Source organism: Prochlorococcus marinus (assembly GCF_001180245.1).
In the GTDB taxonomy this organism is placed as follows: domain Bacteria; phylum Cyanobacteriota; class Cyanobacteriia; order PCC-6307; family Cyanobiaceae; genus Prochlorococcus_A; species Prochlorococcus_A marinus_F.
The window spans coordinates 423233-445602 of the sequence record NZ_CVSV01000131.1; the positions used below are offsets into that span (position 1 = coordinate 423233).

Here is a 22370-nt window from a genome sequence, read left to right on the forward strand (position 1 = left end):
GTTATAGGGGCGATGTTTCAATAAAAGAAGGAGCAACACTTACTGTTTGGGTTCCAATAGGAGCTATTAATAAATCAGATGATCTTAATTTAGAAATTAATCTTGTTGATGTTACTCGTGTAGAACCGATTAATTCACCAATCCTTTCATGAGTTAACCTAAAAGGTAACTCACACCATTGACCACATCTTCTACCTAGACGATTTACTAGTATTGAAAACAACGCTTGTAATCGCTGTTCTGCATTTCCTAAGTGTCTAATTCTAAGAAGTTGCAACGTCCATTCATTTACTGCATCGAAACCGATATTTTCATCAATATTTACATTGCTGTGAAACGACAAATCTGTTAGTGCTTCAACGCAGACCCCCTCACTACATAAAAGGTCCGTTCTTAATTGATCTCCTGATTGTAAAAATGCGAGTGTCATCCCTTCTGTTTCTTCACAAGGACAATAAACTCTTGCAATTCCACTTTCAACTTCTAAGCATGTTCCTTTTGGTCTTGATGAAGGATCTATTAATACGGATTGCCCAGTTATTATCCTTACCGATTTTGAGGGAGATTCTCCATAACTATGGAAATTCATTAATTTAAGTTTGATAATGAGAATTATTATCAATTATGGACTAAAAAATTACTTATTGCAATAGATTCTCATTATCATAACAATTCTGATGTTTTTCTTTACATAGTATTTAGGAATATAATTTAAATAGAATTGCTAAATTTTTTATTCTAGATGGGCGCAAATAGAGTTTGTTTTAATTGTGGAAGTTCTTCATTCGTCTCAGATCGATCTTTAGGAGGTAAGATTGTATGCTCTAAATGTGGATCTTCTTCATTTAAAAATAAATCCTCTTCATTTTTAAAAAGTAAAAAATTAGTATTTCTTGCTATCGCTATAGCTATTTTTATAATTGTTATTTAGATAATCTGTTTATATTCCATATTCCATTATTATTAGTTACCTCTACTTGAATACTATATAACTTATTAAGATTTTCACTATTTATAACCTCATTTTGATCTCCATCAGCAATAATTTTGCCATCTTTTAGCATTATTACCCGATCATAAATTTTTGTAATTGTTGAAATATCATGAGTGACGCACAAAATTTTTGTATTTAATTTTGATAATTCATTAACCTTATCAACTACAAAAAACTTTGATTTATAATCTAAATTTGCAATTGGTTCATCTAGGATTAAGATTTCAGGTTTTTTGATTAATGCCCTAGCAATAAGAGAAATTTGTTTTTCTCCATCAGATAAATAGGAAAAATTCTTTTTAGATAAATAAGATATATTCATTTTCTTCATGATTTCTTCAACCTTATAAGAATCTCTTTCAGATTTATTTTGTATGTAACAATATCTTCCATACAGTCCACTTAAAATTAAATCAAATACTTGTAAATTTGGATTTATTCTATTTTTTATATCATTATTTACGGTACTTATTTTTTTTCTAAGTTCCCATAAATTTATAAGTTCTTTGTCAAATATCTTCAGTTTCGATTCATTAGCTACTACTGGGTACAAGTTTCTATTAATTATTTCAATTAGAGATGATTTACCTGAACCATTTGGTCCAATTAAAATTACATTTTCTGAATAAGATATCTTTAAATTTAAATCTTTAATTACTCTAAAGCCATTTTTAAAACAATTTATATTTTTTGCGTCAAACCAAAATTTATTAAACACTAAAACTTACTACTCCAAAATATAATTAATTGAATCGAGCTTAAAATAAATATAAAGAGATAAAGCCAATTCAACCATGAAGGTCTATCTACTTTCTTCATGGATTATATTATTAGCATAAAAAATATAAGCGGAGCAGCAAATCTTACAAATGTTTTTCTAATAATATCTAGATTATTAGCAATTTCTAACTTCTTTATTTCAGGAGGATATTTCAATATAACTTTGTCATATACATCAAGATTTTGGGTTTTGTTAATATTTTTCCATGGTTCATCTTTATCTTCAGACTTCTTGTACCACTTCCAAAAATAATTTATTATCCTGTCTTCTCCCAATAATTTTATTTCATCCTTACTTATAAGTCCCATATCATGATTATATGTTTGTGTTTTTAAAATCATATAGTCCTCATCAAATATTTTATAAAAAATCTTTCTTTGAGTCTCTTTAAATAATAAGAGGTTATTAAGTAGTTTATTTTGTAAAAATTTCCTGTAGTGTCTTACTATCACTCTTGCTTTGTTGTTGCCTAGAGGGATATGATCTAAAACTTGTAAATATCTTGAAGAGGAAGGATCGCCTTTGTAAATTAATATCCTTCCTGGGGGTATGTATTTTATCCGAATAAATTCTTTTGTAGGGGTATTCTTGTAATAATAAATACTTTCAATGTATGAGGGATTAACATTAATTTTCTGGTTAAAACTAACTAATACGTTTTTATTAACATCTTTATCTGGTATTGTATCGCCATGAACCCAAAAGATATGAAGGATATCTAGGTGATTTTCAATAATCCTTGACCAATCACATTTGAAGTCGACTAATACCTCCTCAAAGACATAATCCTTATGTGAAAAACCATTTTCATATAATTCGTAGTTACTTATAGGTGTATCTTCAATTATATTATTTAAATCAGTCTCAGATTTCTTAGAAAAATGTACAAAAATATATCCATTTTTTTCTGAAGTTTTGTATTGAGATAAATGAATTCTTTTGGCGTAGTTATCGTAGTTATTATCTACTATATGGCGACATGTTATTCTGTCGAGATTTTGGCAACTTCCTCCAGATGAAAACTTAGCTCCATGATATGGGCAGGTTATTACTCCATCTGATAATGTCCCTCCAAAAAAGGAGGCCCCTCTATGTGGACAGATATTCTTAATGCACCTAACGTTTTTATTTTCATCTCTATAAAGAACAAGAGGCTCATCATAGAGTGAAAAATAATATAGCTCACTTTTTTTTAGTTCTTTAGAGGGACAAATTGCATACCAACCAAATAAACCTATATTTAAATCTTTTTGAGTTTCTCTAATATCAAACGAGTCAATTTTTACTACCGATCCTTTTTTAAATGGCTTAAGAACGGTATTAAAGTCTTTTGATTTAAAAAAATTAATTTGTCTGTTTTCCATAAATTAATTTCTTTTTTTAAATGACTGTTTATCTTTCGGAACTATAACCCAAGTAAATAATCAATTTCTTATAAAAAGAAAATTCTCTATTATTTGTAGCAATAATTATGTAGTTATCGAAAAATATTGAGTCTCTATCGTATCTATGTATCTTTATTTCATGTTTTTTGTATCTTTTGTGATTCTTTCAAACTTTTTATGTAATCAATAGCATCATCAATATTTTTGTGGAAATTACATTGACCCAAATAACAACCTATAAATCTTAAAAATTTTCTCTTTCCACCACTAATTTCATATCTATGTATTGTTCCGCCATCTATAGGAGCATAAATAAGTTCTGGTAATGCCATATTAATTTTGTATTTAATACTTAATTTAAAAATAAATCATGTTTAAATACATTTCCATAGCTCAATCCATATATTTAATAATTAATTTACTTATTTTTATAAAATTATTTATTGAATACCCATGTATTATTTGTTATCTATTAATAATTGATATGGATTTTTTATTATGCCAAAAGCATTTAGGCGTTTTTTAAAAAAATTACCAAAAAAAATTAAAACTATAAAATACTCATTTAGAGAGTTTTTATCGTCCAAAATATGAAATCGCTGTTCTGGTTAATAAATTTTTAATTTCTATAATTTTTAATAAAACATAGTCGGCAGAGTTAAATTTTAAACTATATTAAATTTGCAATTTTTAAAATATTATGATCAGAAGGGATTTTGCGATATTCACTTTAATTTTGCTTTTTCTATTTAGTAGTCCAGTTTACTCATTAGATACTTCTTCAAAAACTATTGAAAAGTATACTAAAAAGATTTCTAGTAAGTTCACTAGAACTTACTGCAACACTACCAACTTCGGCATTTCTTATGAAGGAGCTTTGGCATTTGCTATTGGAGAAACTAATAAGGAATTTAAAAATAATAAACTCAATAAGTTGATAGATTATTCTCTATTAAAAAATTCAATAGTTAATGATTTAGAAAATAATTGCCAGGTTTATGATTTCGATATTAGTAATTTAGAAAATTTGAAGTTTAACTAGAAAATGTATATTGTATGAGTCTTATTTTTTACCTATCCAATCATTTGGTTTCTCCATCATCCATTCGAAAACTCCCTTTGCATCAAGGTTTTTAGAAGCATAAACAAATAAAATTGGAAATATTAAAATTACTGCGCCAATAACTGCTAACTCTATTTTACCGATCCCCATCTCAGTAACTGTTAAAGCAAAATAATTAATCATTATATTTATTGAATTAAAATTTATTTCTACATAATTTATGAAAAAATTTGTATCCATTCACTTTTTTATAAAATATCTTAATTATTTATAGCGAAGGATATTTGTATAAAGTACCTATTTTATTGATGTAGAAATTTTAATAATTTAAATAATAGGCTTCTGTTTGATGGTTATGAATCATGAAATTATTATTTTTACTCCCATTTTTGCATTATTGATTGGATTTATAGTATTGAGAATATTAAAAAAAAGAAAGAGATCAGCTAAAAGTATCTATAAATTAATAGATGATTTGGAAAAAAAATACATATATTGATTTCTTTTGTTAGAAAAAATATTAATCAAATTCTATTCCAACTTCTTCTTTTAAATCTCTCTCCAAATCTGGAAGATGAGGTTCAACCCAATGATCTTTGTTATCAATTCCTGCTGCATTTACATAATTCATAATATGTTGATCCACTTGCTTGTAAAGATCATGCAAATTTAAATCCATACGAATATCATGTGCAATTTCAGAGACTTGTTTTTCTGTTAGACAATGATCTGGATGAAGTAAATCACAACATGGAATTCTCTTCTCGATCAATTCATTTAGATTGATTTTTATTTCGTAATCTTGATGGACTGTCATTGAATTTATAGCTTTATTACTCTAATTGTAATTATGTTTAAGGTTTTGTATATCTTTAAGTCAAGAAACAAAGTTCTTTAATGAATAAACGGTAATTTTAAATAAATAGATCTTCCAAATCTTTATACAAATCTTTATACAAATCATCATTCTCTTTTTGGTTTTCTATAAGTTCGTGGTGATCCAGTGAAAATTCTTTTTTTGAAGTATAGAAAAGATATCCAAGGGCTCCTAAGAGTAAAGTTGTTGGTAGAATCATTAGCATTAAATTGACTTATAATGAATATAGTGCAACACTTATTACAGTCAAGTGCTGAACTTTAATTAATTTTTAAATGCCTACCAAGAAAAAAAGAGTTGGTTTTATTCCTAGAGAAGATGTTATGAGAATAATTGAAAGGTTGAGCACAGAGAACAACTTAAGTAATTCAAAAATAATAAGTATTTTGGTAGAAGAAGCACTTTCTATAAGAGGTATATTTAATAAAAACAATGGAAAGGTAGCTCAATCATATAAATTAAATGTTGATAATTCAAAAAAATTATTTGATAATTCGGGTGAATTTACAGATAATGCAAAATACTCAATTGATAATAACTTAGGAAATCATTTTATTTCTAGTAAATCAATCCATTTAAATGAAGAGAATCAGGAGGCTTTTGACCTGCAAACTTATAAAAAGTTTTTATCATTCCTAAAGTTTCAGGAAATGATGGATAAATATAACACTTAACAAGGTGTTGCTAAGTGATGCACTGTGCGTTAAATTTAATTTAAATATACAGGAGATTCGCATATTAAGATTATTTTTCATCATTTCAAAAACCTTAATTCAATAAATCTATAAAATATTTACTCCTATGAATTCATCTCTCCCCAGTTTATCTGTAAATCTCCTACCTCCAGACAAGTTATATTGTAATTTTAGTTATTGGAGTTCTTTGTTCTCTCAGGATATGCAAATATTATGGGATAGAGCGCATGGAGTACCTTTAGAAAAACTGCCAAAAGGTGTTTCTGATATGATTTTTCCGTATTTATTGCTTGCACTCTCAGACTATAAGACTTCTCAAATAAATAAAATGAATGGAATAGGATTAGACAATCTATTAAGTCTTTGGTTTGATAAATACTTATTAAATAAAAATGGTTACTTCGAGCTAATTAAAAAAAATATTTAAAATTTAGCTAATAATATCAATTTTTATTGCTATAAAAATTTATTGCAATTAAAAAATTTTAAGTGATTCTTTACGAATTGGCACATCAATAGTCTTGCTATAAATATAATAAATGGTTTGATGATGAATTCTTTAAATTTCTTTTTAGTAAATATGTGTATTGTCGTTTTGATATTACTAATCAGGAGAGATATAAAATTAAGAAAAGCAAGATAAATGAAATTTAATTCAAAAACCCTAAGCTTGATATTAAATCTGTTATTTTGCTTGTTTATTTTTATTATTTAATTTTTTAGTCTTTATTCATTAATTTTAAAAATTAAAAATTAATATTCAAAATTGGTTGACTTTTGTTGTCAATGCGATGATAATTGCAAAAAATAATTTTTACTTGTGAATCCTCTTTCAGATACTTTTGATGATTTTGTTGATGATCTACTTTTATCGGATGATAATTTGTTGAAAGGGGAACTTGATTTTCTGCTTATGCAATATTTATTTAACTCTACAGATTTGAAGTGTCTTAATAAAACTGAAATTGAAGATATCGAGTCATTAGCGGCTTAATTTTTATGAAATTTTTTTATGAAAAGTTTTGGGTTCCAGTTTTTGGATATATTTTATCAAAATTTGTATTTTTAATAGAAGGTAAAAAGCAAGATTCTAAAAATAAAAAAAAATAGATTAATTACTTTTTTTCTTTATAAAGTATTTTTAAATACATAATTTAAGTCAATATATTTTGATAACAACAAAAGTTGTGCTCTAGATTTATTAATGTGTACATGGTTGAAATATAAGTAATTGCTTTTTAGCAAATGAACAGAAATAATATGTTAAAGCCATATACAGTGCATTACCGTGATTTTCAAAATATAAGATTAGAAAATTGTTTTTATGCTTTTGACGCTTACGAGGCTAGAACACTAGCAATGGAATTTAATAAATATATTAATGAGCATCCAAACAGTATAGACCTTATAAGATGCGAAAAATGAATAAAGTTTTTTATTAATTTAAAATAATAATTTACTTAAACACTCAAGAATTTATCAATAACCACTTGACTCAACTCACTAGTATTTCCGCTAGCAACAATCCCTCCGCGTTGCATTGCATAATATCTATTGGCTTGTCTGACAAAATGCAAATGTTGTTCTACTAATAAAACACCAATTCCTGTATCTCTAATTATCTGGTTAATTGCATTTTCAATGTCTAAAACTATATTTGGCTGAATACCTTCTGTTGGTTCGTCAAGTAATAAAAGTTGAGGTTTGCCCAGCAATGCTCTTGCAATAGCTAATTGCTGTTGTTGTCCTCCACTAAGATCTCCTCCTTTCCTTTGTAGAAAATCTTTAAGGATTGGGAAGAGATCATAAATAAATGGATCTATTTTCTTGTTCTTAGATAATCCACCCGGTAGAGACTCCATTCCTAACATAAGATTCTCTTCAACTGTTAGATATGGAATAATTTCTCTCCCTTGAGGAACGTAAGCCATTCCTTTCCTCGCCCTCTGATGAGGTGCTTTTCTGTTGATATTTTCACCAATCAAATAAATATCTCCTTTTTTTTGTTTTAACAAACCAATTAGTGATTTCAATAAAGTTGTTTTGCCAACTCCATTTCTTCCAATCAAACAAACCATTTCTCCTGATTTAACGTTTAAATCAACATCTCTAAGAATATGACTCTCGCCATAATAAGTATTTAATGATTTTATTTCGAGTAAATTTTCCATAACTAGTCCTCAGGTCTGCCTAAATAAACATCAATAACTTTTTTGTCTTTTTGTATGGTTTCCATTGTTCCCTCACATAATACTGTGCCCTGATTTAATACTGAAACATTACTATCAAGTCTCCTTATAAATTCCATATCATGATCTATTACCACTACTGTATTTTCACCTGATAATGATTTTAATAAATCAGCTGTAAGATCTGTTTCTTCATCAGTTAAACCAGCAACAGGTTCATCTACTAACATTAAATCTGGTTTCTGTCCTACTAACATTGCTATCTCTAGCCATTGCTTTTGGCCATGAGATAAAGATCCAGCTTTAGAATCAACTTTTTGAGCTAAATTAACAATCTTCATAAGACGATCAATCTCATTAAGCTGCTCATCTTTAATACTTTTATTTATAAGGTTTAAGGGACTTTTAGGTGTTGTCACCGATATTTCAAGATTTTCTTTAACTGATAGATTTTCAAAGATTCTTGGACTTTGGAACTTTCTTCCAACTCCAAGTCTGGCTATTTTATGCTCCTTTCTACCTACTAAAGATACCCCTTTAAAAATTACTTCACCTTTTGTTGGCTTAACCTTTCCAGTTATTACATCAAGAAATGTTGTTTTACCTGCGCCGTTGGGTCCTATTACGGCTCTTAATTCTCCTTTCTTCAAATTTAAATTAAGTTTGTTGAGAGCTAAAAAACCCTCGAAACTAACAGTAATATTTATTAAATTTAAAAGATCTTTATTATTCATTATTCCCCTCCTTATTATTGACTTCTAAGCTTGGATAGGTTTCAATCTTTCTTTTCAAACCAAATCTTTGAAGAAGATTCCTAGGACCATCTCCTTGAATCCATCCTAAAACTCCTTCTGGCAGAGCTGTTACAACTAAGATAAACAACCCTCCTTGAATAAACATCCAGCTAGCAGGTAAAGCTTCACTTACTAGACTTTTTGCATAGTTAATGAAAACTGCTCCTAGTATTGCTCCCAATAAGGTTCCTCTTCCTCCAACAGCAACCCAAATAACCATTTCTATAGAGAAGGGAACCGTCATAAATTGAGGGGATACTATTCCAGACTGAACCGTATATAAAGCTCCCGAAATTCCTGCGAGACCTCCAGCAATAGAAAATATTATCGTCTTAAATATAACTGGGTTGTATCCTGTAAACCTAACTCTTGGTTCATCATCTCGTATTCCTATAAGGATATTTCCAAATCTTCCTTTAACTACCCATTTTGCAAAAAACCATGCTGCTATTACTAATATGGCGGTTATCCAAAAGAATATTCTTTGCATGGACTCAGACCCTACCATCTGACCAAATAGTTGTGTTACATCTGTTTTTAATCCATTTGTTCCATTTATAAGTTTTTGTTGTCCATTAAAGAAGTTAAAGAATACAAGAAGAGAAGCTTGAGTAAGTATAGAAAAATAAACCCCTTTGATTCTATTCCTGAAAACAAGAAATCCAATTAAACCTGCAACCATACCTGGAATTATCCAGATAGCTAAGAAGGTAAAAACAGGTGATCTAAACGGTTCCCAGAAAAAGGGTAATTTTTCAACACCATATAAAGCAAAAAATTCAGGAATATTATTAGGAAATTCAGAGGAACTGGTTATTTGTAAATACATTGCTGCACAATATCCACCCAGTGCAAAAAATATACCTTGTCCAAGACTTAATAAACCTGTATATCCCCAGATAAGATCAACACCAAGTGCAACTATGGATAACGATAAGTATCTTCCTAGGAGGTTTAGTCTAAATACAGGGAGTAGAGTTGGTGCTGCAATAATTAAAGCTATTAATATTATCCAAAATGACAATACTATTTTTTTATCAAATTTAATTTTAATAAAGGACATTAGTTTTCAACCATCCTTCCTTTTTGAGGAAATAAACCTGTAGGTTTAAATTGTAAGAATATAACAATTAGTGCAAATATCATTACTCTTGCCATACTTGTGGTCGCAAAAAAGTTAATTGTGTTCGATAAAGGTAAAGGCATATCTGGCCATATTGATAAGAGCCTGCCAGCTCCAATTAAATCTGTCATTATTCCTATTCCAAATGAAGCAAGTACTGTTCCTAATAAATTTCCTACTCCTCCCAGCACTACAACCATAAAACAACCAACTATATAGTTTCCGCCAACATTAGGTCCTACAGAACCTAAAAGAGATACTGCTACCCCAGCAACTCCTGCTAAGCCAGATCCAATTCCAAAAGTTATTATATCCACTTTTTCAGTAGATATACCAAGACAATCACTCATTTGACGGTTCTGAGTAACTGCTCTTATACGCATCCCCCAAGCACTTTGATTAAGAAATAATGTTATTGCTATTACAGAGATTAGAGTAATGAGAATTATCATTAATCTTGTTTTAGGAAATGCAGTGCCAATAATTTCAACTTGACCTCTCATCCATGAGGGCGCTGTTACATCAACATTTCGAGCGCTTGCTCTACTAAGTTTGCTTACAGATGATGAGATTACGCCACCTGTCATAACTCCGGTTAAAGCGGCAAATATCCAAGAACTAAATTTAAAATATTTGAAATTTATTGATTCTTTTATTTTTGAAGGGAATGTTGTTGGTAAGAATAAACCAATTAACAGACTTATAACTAGACCGGTCCCATAAGCTAAAGGCACACTTCTGACAAATTGTTGAAGAATTAAGCTTACGCCCCAAGTTGCGAGAAGTGTTTCTAGTGGACTTCCGTAAAGCTTTCTTATTATAGTTTTTTCAAGGAGAATGCCTACTACTCCACTAACAATAAAAGCAAGGAAAATAGAAACTATTATGTACGAATTGTAGAAAGGTTTTAATATAGGTAATTTGAAAATTAATTGTGTTACATATGTTGTGTAAGCCCCGAGCATCATAAGTTCTCCATGTGCAAGATTTATTACACCCATAAGACCAAAAACAATTGCTAGACCTAATGCAGCAACAAGTAGTACAGATCCTATTGCAACACCATTAAAAAGACTATCGAGAAGTAACTCCAATTTAGAAAAAGAAAATATTTGATTATATAAAATAAAAGGAGGCGTTAACCTCCTTTTATTTTGAAGTATAGGTTTTAATTAGATTAAAGCTTATACTTTTCTCCTTTTGAAGGATCTGTCCAGTCGCATGCAAATCCTTTTGAACTTGGATGCTTTTGGTTCCATGCTTGAGGAAGAACAACTCCTGTCTCTTCAAGGATTGTAAATCCACCTTCTGCATTAATCTCCCCAATTCTTACTGTTTGAGATAAGTGGTGATTAGGCATAACTTCAACAGGACCTTGTGGAGCATCAAACTTTTGTCCAACAAGGGCTTCCCTTACTGCGTTGTCGTCGAATGTTCCAGCATCTTCAACTGCTTGTTTCCACAAATAGACCATGTTATAAGCAGATTCTTGAGGATCAGCTACAACTCGATCTGCTCCCCATCTTTTCTTGAAATTTGCAGCAAATTTCTTAGATGCAGGAGTATCAATTGACATCATGTAGTTCCAAGCGCCGTAGTGACCTTCAAGGAACTCAGGACCAATTGTACTAATCTCTTCTTCAGCAATTGAATAGTTCATTACGTAGTACCCACTTGAAGGTGTGATACCTGCGTCTTGAATTTGTTTGAAGAATGCAACGTTTTGGTCACCATTAAGTGTATTAATGATTATTCCACCTTCAGGAAGTGCCTTCTTGATTTTTGAGATAATTGGAGCAACTTCAGTATTTCCTAATGGAAGGTAATCTTCTCCAACAACTTTACCTCCTAACTGTTTTACCTGAGCTTTTGTAATTGTATTAGAAGTTCTTGGGAAAACATAATCAGAACCTACAAGAAAGAAATCTCCGCCAGCTGCGGGAGAACGCTTATACATAAAATCTGTAGCGGGTTCTGACTGTTGGTTTGGTGTGGCTCCTGTATAGAAAATGTTGTTAGAACATTCTTGAGCTTCATATTGAATTGGGTAGTAAAGGAAAGCATCCTTTGATTCGTAGACTGGTAACATTGCCTTTCTACTAGCAGATGTCCAACCACCAAATACGACGGGAACTCCGTCTTGATCTATAAGTTTCTTAGATTTTTCAGCAAAAGTTGGCCAGTCAGATGCACCATCTTCCACTATGTATTCTATTTTGTAGCTTTTGCCGCCAACTTTAACTCCACCAGCAGCATTTATCTCTTCAATAGCCATTTTTTCTGTATCAACAAGAGTTGATTCTGAAATAGCCATTGTTCCGGATAAAGAATGCAAAATACCAACGGTTACTGTGTCATCGAAACTTCCGGAGGTTCCGCCTCCACCACAGGAAGTTGCGGTGACCGCAAGTGAGGCAGTAGCTAAACCTGCCAAAATACGCCTTGAAATTCTCATGAATTAGGATAAATTAGGTAATTGACCCTCATTAGGGGGATAAAATAAAAGTTATTAACGAGTGAGGATTCGTTTTGTATCAGTCGTAACTTTTTGTTGAATCCAATATATTAGTCATGAACATTTTTCTAGTTTCGATTGTTGGGTATATGTGATTCTAAAAATTGAGTTATTTCTTCAACTCCTATGCCGCTACTTAGGTTGGTAAAAAACCAAGGTTTCCCTTTTCTCATGAATTCAGTATCACTTTTCATAATTTTTAAATCTGCACCAACTTTATCTGCTAAGTCAATTTTGTTTATTAATAATAAATCAGACCTTGTTATCCCTGGTCCCCCTTTTCTAGGGATTTTGTCTCCGGCAGATACATCAATTACATATATTGATAAATCTACAAGTTCTGGACTAAAACTAGATGCTAAATTGTCACCTCCACTTTCTACAAAAACAAAATCTAAAGGATTATATTTATTTTCTAAATCTAAAACTGCATTTTTATTTAATGAACAATCCTCTCTTATCGCTGTATGAGGACAACCTCCAGTTTCTACACCAATAATCCTTCCTTCCTCTAAAACTTTTTTATTTATTAGAAAGTTAGCATCTTCTTTAGTGTAGATATCATTGGTGACAACAGCTATCTCATGAGTTTTTTTCATTCTTAAGCATAGAGTCTCTACTAGTGCAGTTTTTCCTGAACCTACAGGCCCAGCAACCCCCACTCTCAATTTGCTGCTCATAAATTAATTTCTAAAAAGTTTTGTATAAAGGTCATTATGATTTTGTTGTGCCATAGCTAAACCTACATTGCCAAAATAGATGTCATCAATTTCTTTGTCCATAATTTCTTTAGAAACTTTTGAAATTATTTCTAATAAGTCTCTCTGAATTAATTGTGCTTTTGTTGAGCCAATAGGAATAATTCTCAATGCAGCATTAAGTTGATTTGCACTCCAAGCATAGAAAAAATTTTCAACCATTTCTAACTTAGTAATTTCAAAACAATAACAAGCCCAACTCCATGCTAATGACCAGGAGCTTTTTTTATTATTTTCATATGGATATTCAAATCCAAATTCTTTGGTTAAATCAAAGAGTGATTTTGCCATTTGAATTTGTTGTTCTCTCATTTCAAGAGAGTCCTTTGATGAGAGGATCCATTTATCCAAACTCATTATCTTTTGCAAATTACCATTTAAATTTTTGCGGTAGTTTATCTCATTGAAAATATCAAAAAATTCTAGCAGAAGTCTTGCATCGAGCTTTATCTGACCAATTTTTAGTTCACTTATGATTAAGTCTTTTACAGAATTTGAATCTGTTAAATTTTTATTATGAAGATAACTCTCCATTCCTTCCGAATAACAAAATCCTCCAACTGGTAAGTTAGGACTTATTAATAAATATTTTAATAAGTGACTTTTACTCATGACTATGGGCACCTCTTTCTGGGAAAAACTTTTTTTTCGTATTTTTTACATCAACTTTAAAATTAAGAACCATATTTTTAATAACATAATCACTTTTTGTTAGAAGAATGCCTTCTTCGATTTCTACTTCCACGTGCCGATTTCCGAGATGATAGGCAGTTCTAATAAGCTCAATTTTAGAATTTGAACTTATTTCAATTAAATCTTCTGTTTTAGCAATTATCTCTACATAAAAATTGGACTCATTAGTTGAAAGAATATCTCCATCATTTAATTTGCCCTTTCTAGGTAATTGTAAAATTATTTCTTGATCACAATCAGTTATTCTTTTACCTCTTAAGATTCTTCTTTCATCTGAAGTTAAGGTAAGTTTTAAAAATGAACCTAATTTGGGTTTCTCCTTTATCCAATCAGTTACAACAATTTGTTTATTCATTCTCATAATCAAAATTTTTGGTTACTTTGATTTAGTAATTAAAGAAAACAATTTATGATTAAAACTTCATGGGAAGGTAATTGTTTCTTAAATTTTTTCAATAATAAAGCAAGTTTAGGAAATGTTGATAAAACAATCTTTAAATCTAAATCAACTTCTCCTTATAAGTTATTAAAGTCTACTCATGATCAAGAGGGCAGATGTATTTTGCCTGTTCTACATACTGCAGGGGGATTGGTAGGAGGTGATTTACTCGATTTTGAGGTAAATCTTGAAAAAAACTCTAAGGTTTTGTTGACTACATCTTCAGCTCAAAAAGTATATGGATCAGTTGGAAGATCTAAAATCAATCCAAAAGGAAGTTTTTCAAAGCAAAAGAATCTCATAAACATTCTTGACAATTCTCATTTAGAGTATCTTCCCCAAGAAACAATCATCTTTGCAAATGGTTTGTATGAGCAAATTTTTAAAGTATCTATTTCAGATACTTCAAGTTTTTTATTTACTGATTTAATAAGACTTGGAAGATCATCATCCGGAGAATCTATTGAGAGAGGAGTTTTTAGGTCTAAATTAGAAATTATGAGAAATAATGATTTACTTGATGATTGGGAATATGTTGATCAGATTGAATTATCTAAGGCAAGTTTTGTGGCTAAGTCAGGCATGGATTACATGCCCGTTTTTGGATCCTTAATTTGGATTTGCAAAAAAGATTTCTCCAAGTCAAAAATAAATAATCTTGTAGGAAATATAAAAAAGATTTTCAATGAAACTAATAATAATTTATCTATTGGAATCCTTGAAAATGGAATCTCTGTACGATTCCTAGGAAGTTCTTCTCAAGATGCTAGAAAATGTTTTTTTTGTATTTGGAAACAAATTAGGTCTGTTTGTGGATTTTGTGAGCCAAAATATCAAGGTGTATGGCCTTTACAAGATTCTATGAATTATTAATTATGTTCAGAAAGAACCTTTTTTAAGAATTTATAGATTAATTTTTTATTATGCATCTTTCACCTCAAGAAAAAGATAAATTATTGATTTTTTCTGCTGCGCTCTTAGCTGAAAGAAGGCTTAGTCGAGGTCTTAAGCTTAATTATCCTGAAACAATTGCTTTTTTAAGTTTTCAAGTTCTTGAAGGAGCAAGAGATGGTAAAAGTGTAAGTCAATTAATGTCAGAGGGAACTACCTGGCTTTCAAAATCACAAGTTATGGAGGGTATTCCTGAAATGGTTGATGAAGTTCAAATAGAAGCGGTTTTCCCCGATGGGACTAAATTAGTTACTATTCACAATCCGATTAATTAGTTATGAGTAATTTAATTCCTGGCGAAATAATTCCTGAAGAAGGTGAAATCGAACTAAATCTTAGTAAGCAAGTTAAAACAGTAACGGTTTCTAATTCTGGAGATAGACCTGTTCAAGTTGGATCTCATTATCATTTTTATGAAGCTAACAAGGCTTTAATTTTTGATCGAGAAATAACAAAAGGTATGCGTCTTGACATTCCTGCTGGAACAGCAATTAGATTTGAACCAGGTGATACAACAGATGTCAAATTAGTGCCATTTTCAGGTTTAAGAAATGTATATGGTTTTAATTCATTAGTAAATGGTTCTTTAAATAATTAAAATTATGTCTTATAAAATTGATAGAAAAACTTACGCTCAAACTTACGGACCCACTACCGGAGATAGAGTAAGGCTCGCTGACACCGAACTTTTTATTGAAGTAGAAAAGGATTTAACTACATACGGAGATGAAGTTAAATTTGGTGGAGGAAAAGTTATTCGTGATGGGATGGGACAGTCTCAAGTAAGGAGGGCTGGTGGGGCTGTAGATACTGTAATAACTAATGCTTTGATCGTAGATTGGTGGGGAATAATTAAGGCTGATGTGGGTATAAAAGATGGTATGATTTTTGAAATTGGTAAGGCGGGCAATCCTGATATCCAGGATAATGTTGATATTGTTATTGGTGCATCAACAGAAGTAATAGCTGGAGAAGGGCATATTCTTACTGCAGGTTCAATAGATACCCATATTCACTTTATCTGTCCCCAACAAATTGAGACAGCACTAGCCTCTGGAATTACAACCATGTTGGGAGGAGGAACTGGACCTGCAACTGGCACAAATGCTACTACTTGTACTCCGGGGCAATTTCACATTTCAAGAATGCTTCAATCTGCAGAAGCATTTCCTATGAATTTAGGTTTTTTTGGAAAAGGAAACTCAACAAATGAGAGCAATCTTATTGATCAGGTTGAGGCTGGTGCATGTGGATTGAAGCTTCATGAGGATTGGGGAACCACTCCTTCTACAATAAATTCTTGTCTAAATGTTGCAGATAAGTTTGACGTACAAGTATGTATTCACACTGATACTTTGAATGAGGCAGGCTTTGTTGAAGATACTATCAACGCTATTGCAGGAAGAACTATTCATACTTTTCATACCGAAGGGGCAGGTGGAGGTCATGCTCCAGACATTATAAAAATCTGTGGAGAAACAAATGTTCTTCCTAGTAGCACAAATCCAACAAGACCTTATACAAGGAACACATTAGAAGAACATCTTGACATGTTAATGGTTTGTCATCATTTAGATTCTAAAATTCCAGAAGACATTGCATTTGCTGAATCAAGGATCAGAAGAGAGACTATTGCAGCTGAGGATATCTTGCATGATGTAGGTGCCTTTTCAATTATTGCTAGTGATTCTCAAGCTATGGGAAGAGTTGGTGAAGTGATTACAAGAACTTTTCAAACCGCACATAAAATGAAAGTCCAAAGGGGGCCTCTATCGCAGGATTCTGATAGAAACGATAATTATCGAGTAAAGAGATATATTTCTAAAGTCACAATTAATCCTGCAATAGCTCATGGTATTGATAAACATGTTGGGTCTATAGAAAAGGGTAAAATTGCGGATTTAGCATTGTGGAAACCTTCCTTTTTTGCGGTAAAGCCTGAATTAGTTGTTAAAGGAGGATCTATAGTTTGGTCCCAAATGGGTGATGCAAATGCTTCAATTCCTACTCCAGGCCCTGTACATGGTCGACCTATGTTTGCTAGTTTCGGCCAATCTCTAATTAAGAGTTCTTTTACCTTTTTAAGTAAAAATTCAATTGAACAAAATATTCCACATAAATTAGGCTTACAAAAGAAATGTATTGCCGTAGAAAATACCAGAAATATCAATAAATCAAACTTAAAACTTAATAGTAAACTACCAAATATTTCTGTTGATCCTCAAACTTATGAAGTTTTTTCTGATGGAGAACTTCTTACTTGTGAACCCCTTGATGAAGTCCCAATGACTCAGAGGTATTTTTTGCTTTAGAAGTTTTTAATTAATTCTTTTTCACTTATCTTTATGTCTTTTGACCCTGCAATAGCTAAATCTTCTTGCAGTTTGTTCTCACAAGATAGAACTCTTGACCAACTTGGTAATTGAAGTGTAGTAGGACAAGCCAGATAATTTTCAGTAGCAGGTCTTAATAGTTTCGCAAACTTTTGTACTGATAATTCTTCTTCGTGCCTATCGTATGGAAGTTGATTAACTGCTGAATCTAAACCAAATTGTTTTACCCGATCTTCTCCAACTCTTTTGTAGAGAACTTCTAAAGTTGCTAGTTGAGTGCTAGTTAAGGTCTCGGCTTGATGCTCCATTAGACCTCTTAAAACACTTGAAAGTATTTCTGTACACATTTTTTGCAATCCTTCTTTAGAAGAATCACCAATATTCTTGTGTTTATGATCAAATAAACCTAGGTCAACCTGGGCGATTTTGGAGGTCCTTACGTTTCTATAAACCTCTGATAATAAACCTATCTCTAAACCCCAGTCACAAGGAATTCTTAAATTCATAGCAAGGTCTTTAGTAAAAGCAAACTCACCTGCTAATGGATATCTAAATGATTGAAGATATTGTAAAAACGGACCCTTACCAACTAACTGCTCAAGACTTGCTAATAAAGGACCCACGAATAATCTTGTTGCTCTACCCTGCAATTGATTTGTTTCTAGAGATAATCTGCTGTAAAAAGCTTTTACATATGATATTCCATATGATTCATCCAGAAGTGGGAGTATCATTCTTGAAGGATATAAAGGACTAAAAGTTCTTATATCAGCATCAAAAAGAGCAACAACTTCTGATTTTCTAGTCGCAACTCCAATGCCTTGCCATACAGCCCATCCTTTACCTGGAGTTCCTAAAAGTTCTAATCCATTTTTTTCTTGGCTTTTTAATAGCTCAATTACAGAGGGAGAATTAGTCCATTGAACGTGAACTGGGAATGGCATTGAGTCAAAAAATGATTTTGCTAACTTAACTTGCTCAACAGTTTTTGCCGATAGAGCAATTACTAATTCATTTAAGCCTGTAAGATTTTTTAAAACTTCTTTTATATCTTTTAATGCTGGACGCTCAAACTCTTCATATAAGCAAGGTATTAAAATGCTAGTTGATCTTCTTTTAAGACTTTTATTTAATTCTTTAAGTAAATTTCCTGTAACTCCATATTCATGTATTGTTGTTATTAAACCTTGTTGAAAGTCCATTTTCTAATTGATGTGCAGAATAGTATTAATACTTCGATGATTTTTTCAAAGTGAAGCAAATTGATTCAGAGAAAAAATTAGATAGATTAAAAATCAATAAATTGTTAAAAACAATTTATCCAAATCATACTACAGAAGAAATTAATTTTATTTCAAATCAATTATTACAGATTTTAGATGATTTCTCAGAGAAATCTGCTTATGAAGAAATAAGAGATAAGGAAAGGTGGAATGAATCTCATTCAGTTTTGATAACTTATGCAGATAGTATTTATAAAAATGGCGAGGCAACGTTAATAACTCTTAGGAAGTTATTAAGTAAACATTTTGGCAGTCTTTCTAAAGTTGTACATATTCTTCCTTTTTTGAAATCCACAAGTGATGGAGGCTTTGCAGTCTCAAGTTATGATTCCCTAGAAGAAAAATTTGGTGGTTGGGATGACCTCAAAAGTATTTCTAAAAATCATGATTTGATGGCTGATTTAGTACTAAACCATGTCTCATCATCTCACCCATGGGTTCAACAATTTATTAAATCCCAAGAACCAGGTATATCAAATGTTTTTTCACCGGAACAAAATCTTGACTGGTCAAATGTAGTTAGACCTAGAAGTTCCTCTTTGTTTTCTCAAATAAATACTGATGATGGTCCTAAACAAGTTTGGACAACTTTTGGGCCAGATCAAATTGATTTGAATTGGCAAAATCCTAAAATGACACTTGAGTTCTTGAATTTAATTACTAATTATTTATCTAATGGAATTAAATGGTTAAGGCTTGATGCTGTAGGTTTTATATGGAAGGAGTCAGGGACTACATGCTTACATTTACCTAAAGCACATTCAATTGTGAAACTCTTAAGAGTTCTTTTAAATAATCTTCTTGATGATGGCGTTTTAATAACAGAAACCAATGTTCCTCAGAAAGAGAATCTATCTTATCTCATTCCTGATGATGAAGCCCACATGGCATATAATTTCCCATTGCCTCCTCTTCTCCTTGAGGCAATTATTACTTCAAGAGCTGATATCCTAAATTCTTGGATTTTTGATTGGCCCATATTGCCTGAAGATACCACTTTATTTAATTTCACTGCATCTCACGATGGTGTTGGGCTAAGAGCCCTTGAGGGTTTAATGAATGAGCAGAGAATCAAGGATTTATTAATTAATTGTGAGAAAAGAGGAGGATTAGTAAGTCATAGACGTTTATCAAATGGTGATGATAAACCTTATGAATTGAATATTAGTTGGTGGAGTGCAATGGAAGACTCCAGTAGAGATGCTAAAAGATTTCAATATGAGAGATTCATTTTGAGTCAACTATTAGTAATGGCTCTGAAAGGAGTCCCTGCATTTTATTTGCCAGCATTACTAGCTTCAGAAAATGATATTAAAAGTTTTTCTATGACAGGTCAAAGAAGAGATCTCAACAGAGAAAAGTTTAAATCAGAAAATCTTTCAGCTGTTTTAAATAATCCTGAATCTAATGCTAATAAAAACTTAAAATATCTTCGTAATGCTATGAATGTCCGATCAGAATTAAAGCAATTTCACCCTTCTTCACAAATGAAATGTTTGTCTAAAGGTAGAAGTGATATTGTTGTAATCAAAAGAGGTATAGGCCCTGGGTCTGTTTTTGCAATACATAATATGACTGAAAATAAAATTAATTATCAATTGAATGATAATGATCTACCAAAAATAATTGATAATGATTTCGATGCCCATGATTTTTTAACATCAACCAAATACAATTGCAAAAATATTAGTCTTGATTCTTTTCAAGTAATTTGGCTTAGTGCCTTATCAAAATGATAGAAAATTCCTCTATTTGGGTAGTAAGTGATGTAGATGGTACTTTAATGGATCACTCATATGATTTATCACCTGCTAAAGAAACTATAAAAAAACTACAAAAATTATCTATACCCGTAATTCTTTGTACAAGCAAAACCGCTTCTGAAGTAAAAGTTATTAGAAAAGAACTTAACTTGACGGATCCTTATATTGTTGAGAATGGTGCGGCAATATATGGTGAATCTCTTAAAAGAGTAAATGGAGAAATTATTCTTGGAACAAAATACGAATCTCTTGAAGAAATCTTAAATTTTATTTCTAAAGAAATTGATTACAAACTTACTCCTCTTAATAATCTCACTGATCAAGAAGCCACTCAGCTTACAGGTTTAGTAGGCAACTCATTGAATTTAATGCGTGATAGACACTGGAGCATGCCTTTTTTAAATCCGCCAAGTTATTTAGAAGAGAAAATGAATATCTGTTGTAAAAAATTCAATGTTGATATTTTTAAGGGCAATAGAATGAGTCACTTATTATCTACAAAATCGAATAAAGGGAAAGCAATAAATGCTCTTAAAGAATATTCAAATGTTCATAATATTGAAATTATAGGTTTAGGGGATTCTCCAAATGATTTGCCTCTACTTTTAAACTCAGATATTAAAATAGTTATTCCTGGAATAGATGGACCTAACTTAAACTTACTTGATCAATTAAAAGATTTGGAATTTATTTTGGCTTCTGAACCAAATGGTTATGGTTGGAAAAATGAAATCAATAAATTAATAAATAAGCGAGTACTAAGTTAGAAAGATGAAAGATTTAGATATTAATTTTCCTCTAGATAAATTTGAAAAATTAATTATTGATATTGGTTGGAAATCCTTGGATGATTGGTTCAATTTTTGGAATAATAAAAGAAAGATTCTTTCAATTGATCAATATTGGAACAATAAGGTAAATGATGATTGGATTTGGGGTTTGGCTTTACCTCTTTTATCTCAGGCTTATAAATTGCAAAATAATTTTTCTGATAGAAAAATAATTGGAATCTCAGCTCTACCTGGCACAGGTAAAACAACACTTGGTAAATGGCTCGAAGCTATATCGTTAAAATTAAACTTCAAAGTTGCGGTTATTTCAATTGACGACTTTTATCTCCCCTCAAATGAAATGAAATTAGCAATTGAGAATAATCCTTGGAATGTTTCGAGAGGTTTTCCTGGAAGTCACTCAGTAAAATTAATGCATGAAAAATTATTAAATTGGAAGATAAATGGAGAATTAAATGTACCAGTTTTCGACAAATCTTTAAGAAATGGTTTAGGAGATAGATCTCATTGGAGATTAGATAATCCTGATTTATTAATTCTTGAGGGATGGTTTTTGGGAATAAAACCTTACTCTATTGACATAAATGATCGACCCATAAATACAACAGATATGAGTCTTCATGAATCATCTTATGTATTAAAAATTCAAAATAACCTAAAAGAATATTTAGATATTTGGAGTTTAATAGATAATATCTGGCACTTAAAGCCATTGAAGATTGAATATATGAATATATGGAAAACAAATCAGGAAAAAGAGATGTTTTTACAAAAAGGTAATGCCCTTAAAGATGAAAATTTATCTAATTTCTTGAGAATGCTCAATGTTTCAATTCCTCATAAAAGTTTTGATGTTATCAAATCCTATGCGCTTTTATTAATTGATCAAGAAAGAAAGTTAGTTGAGGCTGGATTGAATTTATAGCATTTACTGAATTTCTTT

Annotated in this window: 29 protein-coding genes; 13 read left to right on the forward strand and 16 right to left on the reverse strand. The window is 31.0% G+C overall.

Annotated elements, in window-relative coordinates; translation table 11 throughout:
* Position 1: 1 nt before the first annotated feature.
* Positions 2 to 589 (reverse strand): Crp/Fnr family transcriptional regulator, encoded by a 588-nt coding sequence (locus AMO19_RS07605; protein WP_075507958.1) that lies wholly within the window; start codon positions 587 to 589, stop codon positions 2 to 4.
* 153 nt (positions 590 to 742) lie between these two features.
* On the opposite strand from AMO19_RS07605, the gene AMO19_RS07610 reads away from it, so the two are divergent.
* The gene (locus AMO19_RS07610) at positions 743 to 931 is read left to right on the forward strand and encodes a hypothetical protein (protein WP_075507959.1); all 189 of its coding nucleotides are present in this window, start codon (positions 743 to 745) and stop codon (positions 929 to 931) included.
* Here AMO19_RS07610 and AMO19_RS07615 read toward each other — a convergent pair.
* From AMO19_RS07615 to AMO19_RS07625, 3 genes are all read right to left on the reverse strand, one after another.
* Entirely contained in the window at positions 924 to 1712 is a 789-nt protein-coding gene (locus AMO19_RS07615; protein WP_075507960.1) for an ABC transporter ATP-binding protein, read from the reverse strand. The genes AMO19_RS07610 and AMO19_RS07615 overlap by 8 nt on opposite strands.
* Before the next feature lie 104 nt (positions 1713 to 1816).
* Complete coding sequence (locus AMO19_RS07620; protein ID WP_075507961.1) at positions 1817 to 3139, reverse strand: Rieske (2Fe-2S) protein; 1323 nt, start codon at positions 3137 to 3139, stop codon at positions 1817 to 1819.
* Positions 3140 to 3297: 158 nt separating this feature from the next.
* Positions 3298 to 3492 carry a hypothetical protein gene (locus AMO19_RS07625; protein ID WP_075507962.1) on the reverse strand — a complete coding sequence of 65 codons (195 nt, stop codon included), beginning with the start codon at positions 3490 to 3492 and terminating at the stop codon, positions 3298 to 3300.
* Between the two features lie 368 nt (positions 3493 to 3860).
* Between AMO19_RS07625 and AMO19_RS07630 the strand changes: the two genes are divergently transcribed.
* Positions 3861 to 4202 carry an RNA-binding protein gene (locus tag AMO19_RS07630; RefSeq protein ID WP_075507963.1) on the forward strand — a complete coding sequence of 114 codons (342 nt, stop codon included), beginning with the start codon at positions 3861 to 3863 and terminating at the stop codon, positions 4200 to 4202.
* Positions 4203 to 4223: 21 nt separating this feature from the next.
* On the opposite strand, the gene AMO19_RS07635 is transcribed toward AMO19_RS07630, so the two are convergent.
* The 3 genes from AMO19_RS07635 to AMO19_RS08645 form a co-directional block, all read right to left on the reverse strand.
* On the reverse strand, positions 4224 to 4463 hold the full coding sequence (locus AMO19_RS07635) for a hypothetical protein (RefSeq protein ID WP_257008986.1): 240 nt from the start codon (positions 4461 to 4463) through the stop codon (positions 4224 to 4226).
* 280 nt (positions 4464 to 4743) lie between these two features.
* Positions 4744 to 5040, reverse strand: coding sequence for a hypothetical protein (locus AMO19_RS07640; protein WP_012007619.1), 297 nt, complete (start codon positions 5038 to 5040; stop codon positions 4744 to 4746).
* A gap of 97 nt (positions 5041 to 5137) precedes the next feature.
* Positions 5138 to 5299 (reverse strand): hypothetical protein, encoded by a 162-nt coding sequence (locus AMO19_RS08645; RefSeq protein WP_179850539.1) that lies wholly within the window; start codon positions 5297 to 5299, stop codon positions 5138 to 5140.
* 76 nt (positions 5300 to 5375) lie between these two features.
* Between AMO19_RS08645 and AMO19_RS07645 the strand changes: the two genes are divergently transcribed.
* From AMO19_RS07645 to AMO19_RS07655, 4 genes are all read left to right on the forward strand, one after another.
* Positions 5376 to 5774: a hypothetical protein gene (locus tag AMO19_RS07645; RefSeq protein WP_075507964.1), complete on the forward strand. Its 399-nt coding sequence runs from the start codon at positions 5376 to 5378 to the stop codon at positions 5772 to 5774.
* A gap of 127 nt (positions 5775 to 5901) precedes the next feature.
* Complete coding sequence (locus AMO19_RS07650) at positions 5902 to 6222, forward strand: hypothetical protein (protein ID WP_075507965.1); 321 nt, start codon at positions 5902 to 5904, stop codon at positions 6220 to 6222.
* Positions 6223 to 6615: 393 nt separating this feature from the next.
* Complete coding sequence (locus AMO19_RS08650; protein ID WP_179850540.1) at positions 6616 to 6789, forward strand: hypothetical protein; 174 nt, start codon at positions 6616 to 6618, stop codon at positions 6787 to 6789.
* Between the two features lie 251 nt (positions 6790 to 7040).
* Entirely contained in the window at positions 7041 to 7220 is a 180-nt protein-coding gene (locus tag AMO19_RS07655; protein ID WP_075507966.1) for a hypothetical protein, read from the forward strand.
* A 35-nt stretch (positions 7221 to 7255) separates the two neighbouring features.
* Here AMO19_RS07655 and urtE read toward each other — a convergent pair whose 3' ends face one another.
* The 8 genes from urtE to ureE form a co-directional block, all read right to left on the reverse strand.
* Positions 7256 to 7966, reverse strand: a complete 711-nt coding sequence (gene urtE / locus AMO19_RS07660) for an urea ABC transporter ATP-binding subunit UrtE (protein WP_075507967.1) — start codon at positions 7964 to 7966, stop codon at positions 7256 to 7258.
* A gap of 2 nt (positions 7967 to 7968) precedes the next feature.
* The gene (gene urtD / locus AMO19_RS07665; RefSeq protein ID WP_075507968.1) at positions 7969 to 8718 is read right to left on the reverse strand and encodes an urea ABC transporter ATP-binding protein UrtD; all 750 of its coding nucleotides are present in this window, start codon (positions 8716 to 8718) and stop codon (positions 7969 to 7971) included.
* Positions 8711 to 9841: an urea ABC transporter permease subunit UrtC gene (gene urtC / locus AMO19_RS07670; protein WP_075507969.1), complete on the reverse strand. Its 1131-nt coding sequence runs from the start codon at positions 9839 to 9841 to the stop codon at positions 8711 to 8713. The genes urtD and urtC overlap by 8 nt, the downstream gene beginning before the upstream one ends.
* Positions 9841 to 10995, reverse strand: coding sequence for an ABC transporter permease subunit (locus AMO19_RS07675; protein WP_075507970.1), 1155 nt, complete (start codon positions 10993 to 10995; stop codon positions 9841 to 9843). The genes urtC and AMO19_RS07675 overlap by 1 nt, the downstream gene beginning before the upstream one ends.
* An 83-nt stretch (positions 10996 to 11078) precedes the next feature.
* Positions 11079 to 12356, reverse strand: coding sequence for an urea ABC transporter substrate-binding protein (urtA, locus tag AMO19_RS07680; RefSeq protein WP_075507971.1), 1278 nt, complete (start codon positions 12354 to 12356; stop codon positions 11079 to 11081).
* 128 nt (positions 12357 to 12484) lie between these two features.
* Positions 12485 to 13096, reverse strand: coding sequence for an urease accessory protein UreG (gene ureG, locus AMO19_RS07685; RefSeq protein WP_075507972.1), 612 nt, complete (start codon positions 13094 to 13096; stop codon positions 12485 to 12487).
* A 3-nt stretch (positions 13097 to 13099) separates the two neighbouring features.
* The gene (locus AMO19_RS07690; RefSeq protein ID WP_075507973.1) at positions 13100 to 13786 is read right to left on the reverse strand and encodes an urease accessory protein UreF; all 687 of its coding nucleotides are present in this window, start codon (positions 13784 to 13786) and stop codon (positions 13100 to 13102) included.
* The gene (ureE, locus tag AMO19_RS07695) at positions 13779 to 14228 is read right to left on the reverse strand and encodes an urease accessory protein UreE (protein WP_075507974.1); all 450 of its coding nucleotides are present in this window, start codon (positions 14226 to 14228) and stop codon (positions 13779 to 13781) included. Before ureE ends, AMO19_RS07690 begins: the two co-directional genes overlap by 8 nt.
* A gap of 48 nt (positions 14229 to 14276) precedes the next feature.
* On the opposite strand from ureE, the gene AMO19_RS07700 reads away from it, so the two are divergent.
* From AMO19_RS07700 to ureC, 4 genes are read left to right on the forward strand one after another with little or no spacing between them, the layout of a single operon-like run.
* Entirely contained in the window at positions 14277 to 15179 is a 903-nt protein-coding gene (locus tag AMO19_RS07700) for an urease accessory protein UreD (protein WP_075507975.1), read from the forward strand.
* Positions 15180 to 15229: 50 nt separating this feature from the next.
* The gene (locus AMO19_RS07705) at positions 15230 to 15532 is read left to right on the forward strand and encodes an urease subunit gamma (RefSeq protein WP_011818334.1); all 303 of its coding nucleotides are present in this window, start codon (positions 15230 to 15232) and stop codon (positions 15530 to 15532) included.
* A gap of 2 nt (positions 15533 to 15534) precedes the next feature.
* Positions 15535 to 15855 (forward strand): urease subunit beta, encoded by a 321-nt coding sequence (locus AMO19_RS07710; protein WP_075507976.1) that lies wholly within the window; start codon positions 15535 to 15537, stop codon positions 15853 to 15855.
* A 4-nt stretch (positions 15856 to 15859) separates the two neighbouring features.
* A complete protein-coding gene (gene ureC, locus AMO19_RS07715) occupies positions 15860 to 17569 on the forward strand; it encodes an urease subunit alpha (protein WP_075507977.1) in 1710 nt (569 codons plus the stop codon).
* Here the strand turns inward: ureC and AMO19_RS07720 are convergent.
* Positions 17566 to 18792 (reverse strand): glycosyl transferase, encoded by a 1227-nt coding sequence (locus AMO19_RS07720; protein WP_075507978.1) that lies wholly within the window; start codon positions 18790 to 18792, stop codon positions 17566 to 17568. The genes ureC and AMO19_RS07720 overlap by 4 nt on opposite strands.
* 50 nt (positions 18793 to 18842) lie before the next feature.
* Here AMO19_RS07720 and AMO19_RS07725 point away from each other — a divergent pair, with 50 nt between their 5' ends.
* The 3 genes from AMO19_RS07725 to AMO19_RS07735 are packed head-to-tail and all read left to right on the forward strand — an operon-like array spanning position 18843 to position 22352.
* Positions 18843 to 20609 (forward strand): sugar phosphorylase, encoded by a 1767-nt coding sequence (locus tag AMO19_RS07725; RefSeq protein ID WP_075507979.1) that lies wholly within the window; start codon positions 18843 to 18845, stop codon positions 20607 to 20609.
* The gene (gene yedP / locus AMO19_RS07730; protein WP_075507980.1) at positions 20606 to 21403 is read left to right on the forward strand and encodes a mannosyl-3-phosphoglycerate phosphatase-related protein YedP; all 798 of its coding nucleotides are present in this window, start codon (positions 20606 to 20608) and stop codon (positions 21401 to 21403) included. Before AMO19_RS07725 ends, yedP begins: the two co-directional genes overlap by 4 nt.
* Before the next feature lie 4 nt (positions 21404 to 21407).
* Positions 21408 to 22352: a kinase gene (locus AMO19_RS07735; protein WP_075507981.1), complete on the forward strand. Its 945-nt coding sequence runs from the start codon at positions 21408 to 21410 to the stop codon at positions 22350 to 22352.
* The last annotated feature ends 18 nt before the right edge of the window (positions 22353 to 22370 follow it).

Bases quoted from the DNA above. Each gene is read 5' to 3' on its own strand.
- AMO19_RS07620 (WP_075507961.1), bottom strand. From the start codon at position 3,139: ATGGAAAACAGACAAATTAATTTTTTTAAATCAAAAGACTTTAATACC.
- AMO19_RS07625 (WP_075507962.1), bottom strand. From the start codon at position 3,492: ATGGCATTACCAGAACTTATTTATGCTCCTATAGATGGCGGAACAATA.
- AMO19_RS08645 (WP_179850539.1), bottom strand. From the start codon at position 5,299: ATGATTCTACCAACAACTTTACTCTTAGGAGCCCTTGGATATCTTTTC.
- AMO19_RS07710 (WP_075507976.1), top strand. From the start codon at position 15,535: ATGAGTAATTTAATTCCTGGCGAAATAATTCCTGAAGAAGGTGAAATC.
- AMO19_RS07735 (WP_075507981.1), top strand. From the start codon at position 21,408: ATGAAAGATTTAGATATTAATTTTCCTCTAGATAAATTTGAAAAATTA.
- urtD (WP_075507968.1), bottom strand. From the start codon at position 8,718: ATGAATAATAAAGATCTTTTAAATTTAATAAATATTACTGTTAGTTTC.
- urtE (WP_075507967.1), bottom strand. From the start codon at position 7,966: ATGGAAAATTTACTCGAAATAAAATCATTAAATACTTATTATGGCGAG.
- AMO19_RS07705 (WP_011818334.1), top strand. From the start codon at position 15,230: ATGCATCTTTCACCTCAAGAAAAAGATAAATTATTGATTTTTTCTGCT.
- AMO19_RS07690 (WP_075507973.1), bottom strand. From the start codon at position 13,786: ATGAGTAAAAGTCACTTATTAAAATATTTATTAATAAGTCCTAACTTA.
- AMO19_RS07610 (WP_075507959.1), top strand. From the start codon at position 743: ATGGGCGCAAATAGAGTTTGTTTTAATTGTGGAAGTTCTTCATTCGTC.
- yedP (WP_075507980.1), top strand. From the start codon at position 20,606: ATGATAGAAAATTCCTCTATTTGGGTAGTAAGTGATGTAGATGGTACT.
- AMO19_RS07640 (WP_012007619.1), bottom strand. From the start codon at position 5,040: ATGACAGTCCATCAAGATTACGAAATAAAAATCAATCTAAATGAATTG.
- AMO19_RS07720 (WP_075507978.1), bottom strand. From the start codon at position 18,792: ATGGACTTTCAACAAGGTTTAATAACAACAATACATGAATATGGAGTT.
- AMO19_RS07630 (WP_075507963.1), top strand. From the start codon at position 3,861: ATGATCAGAAGGGATTTTGCGATATTCACTTTAATTTTGCTTTTTCTA.
- AMO19_RS07655 (WP_075507966.1), top strand. From the start codon at position 7,041: ATGAACAGAAATAATATGTTAAAGCCATATACAGTGCATTACCGTGAT.
- AMO19_RS07605 (WP_075507958.1), bottom strand. From the start codon at position 589: ATGAATTTCCATAGTTATGGAGAATCTCCCTCAAAATCGGTAAGGATA.
- AMO19_RS07700 (WP_075507975.1), top strand. From the start codon at position 14,277: ATGATTAAAACTTCATGGGAAGGTAATTGTTTCTTAAATTTTTTCAAT.
- urtC (WP_075507969.1), bottom strand. From the start codon at position 9,841: ATGTCCTTTATTAAAATTAAATTTGATAAAAAAATAGTATTGTCATTT.
- ureG (WP_075507972.1), bottom strand. From the start codon at position 13,096: ATGAGCAGCAAATTGAGAGTGGGGGTTGCTGGGCCTGTAGGTTCAGGA.
- urtA (WP_075507971.1), bottom strand. From the start codon at position 12,356: ATGAGAATTTCAAGGCGTATTTTGGCAGGTTTAGCTACTGCCTCACTT.
- AMO19_RS07650 (WP_075507965.1), top strand. From the start codon at position 5,902: ATGAATTCATCTCTCCCCAGTTTATCTGTAAATCTCCTACCTCCAGAC.
- AMO19_RS07645 (WP_075507964.1), top strand. From the start codon at position 5,376: ATGCCTACCAAGAAAAAAAGAGTTGGTTTTATTCCTAGAGAAGATGTT.
- AMO19_RS07635 (WP_257008986.1), bottom strand. From the start codon at position 4,463: ATGGATACAAATTTTTTCATAAATTATGTAGAAATAAATTTTAATTCA.
- ureC (WP_075507977.1), top strand. From the start codon at position 15,860: ATGTCTTATAAAATTGATAGAAAAACTTACGCTCAAACTTACGGACCC.
- ureE (WP_075507974.1), bottom strand. From the start codon at position 14,228: ATGAGAATGAATAAACAAATTGTTGTAACTGATTGGATAAAGGAGAAA.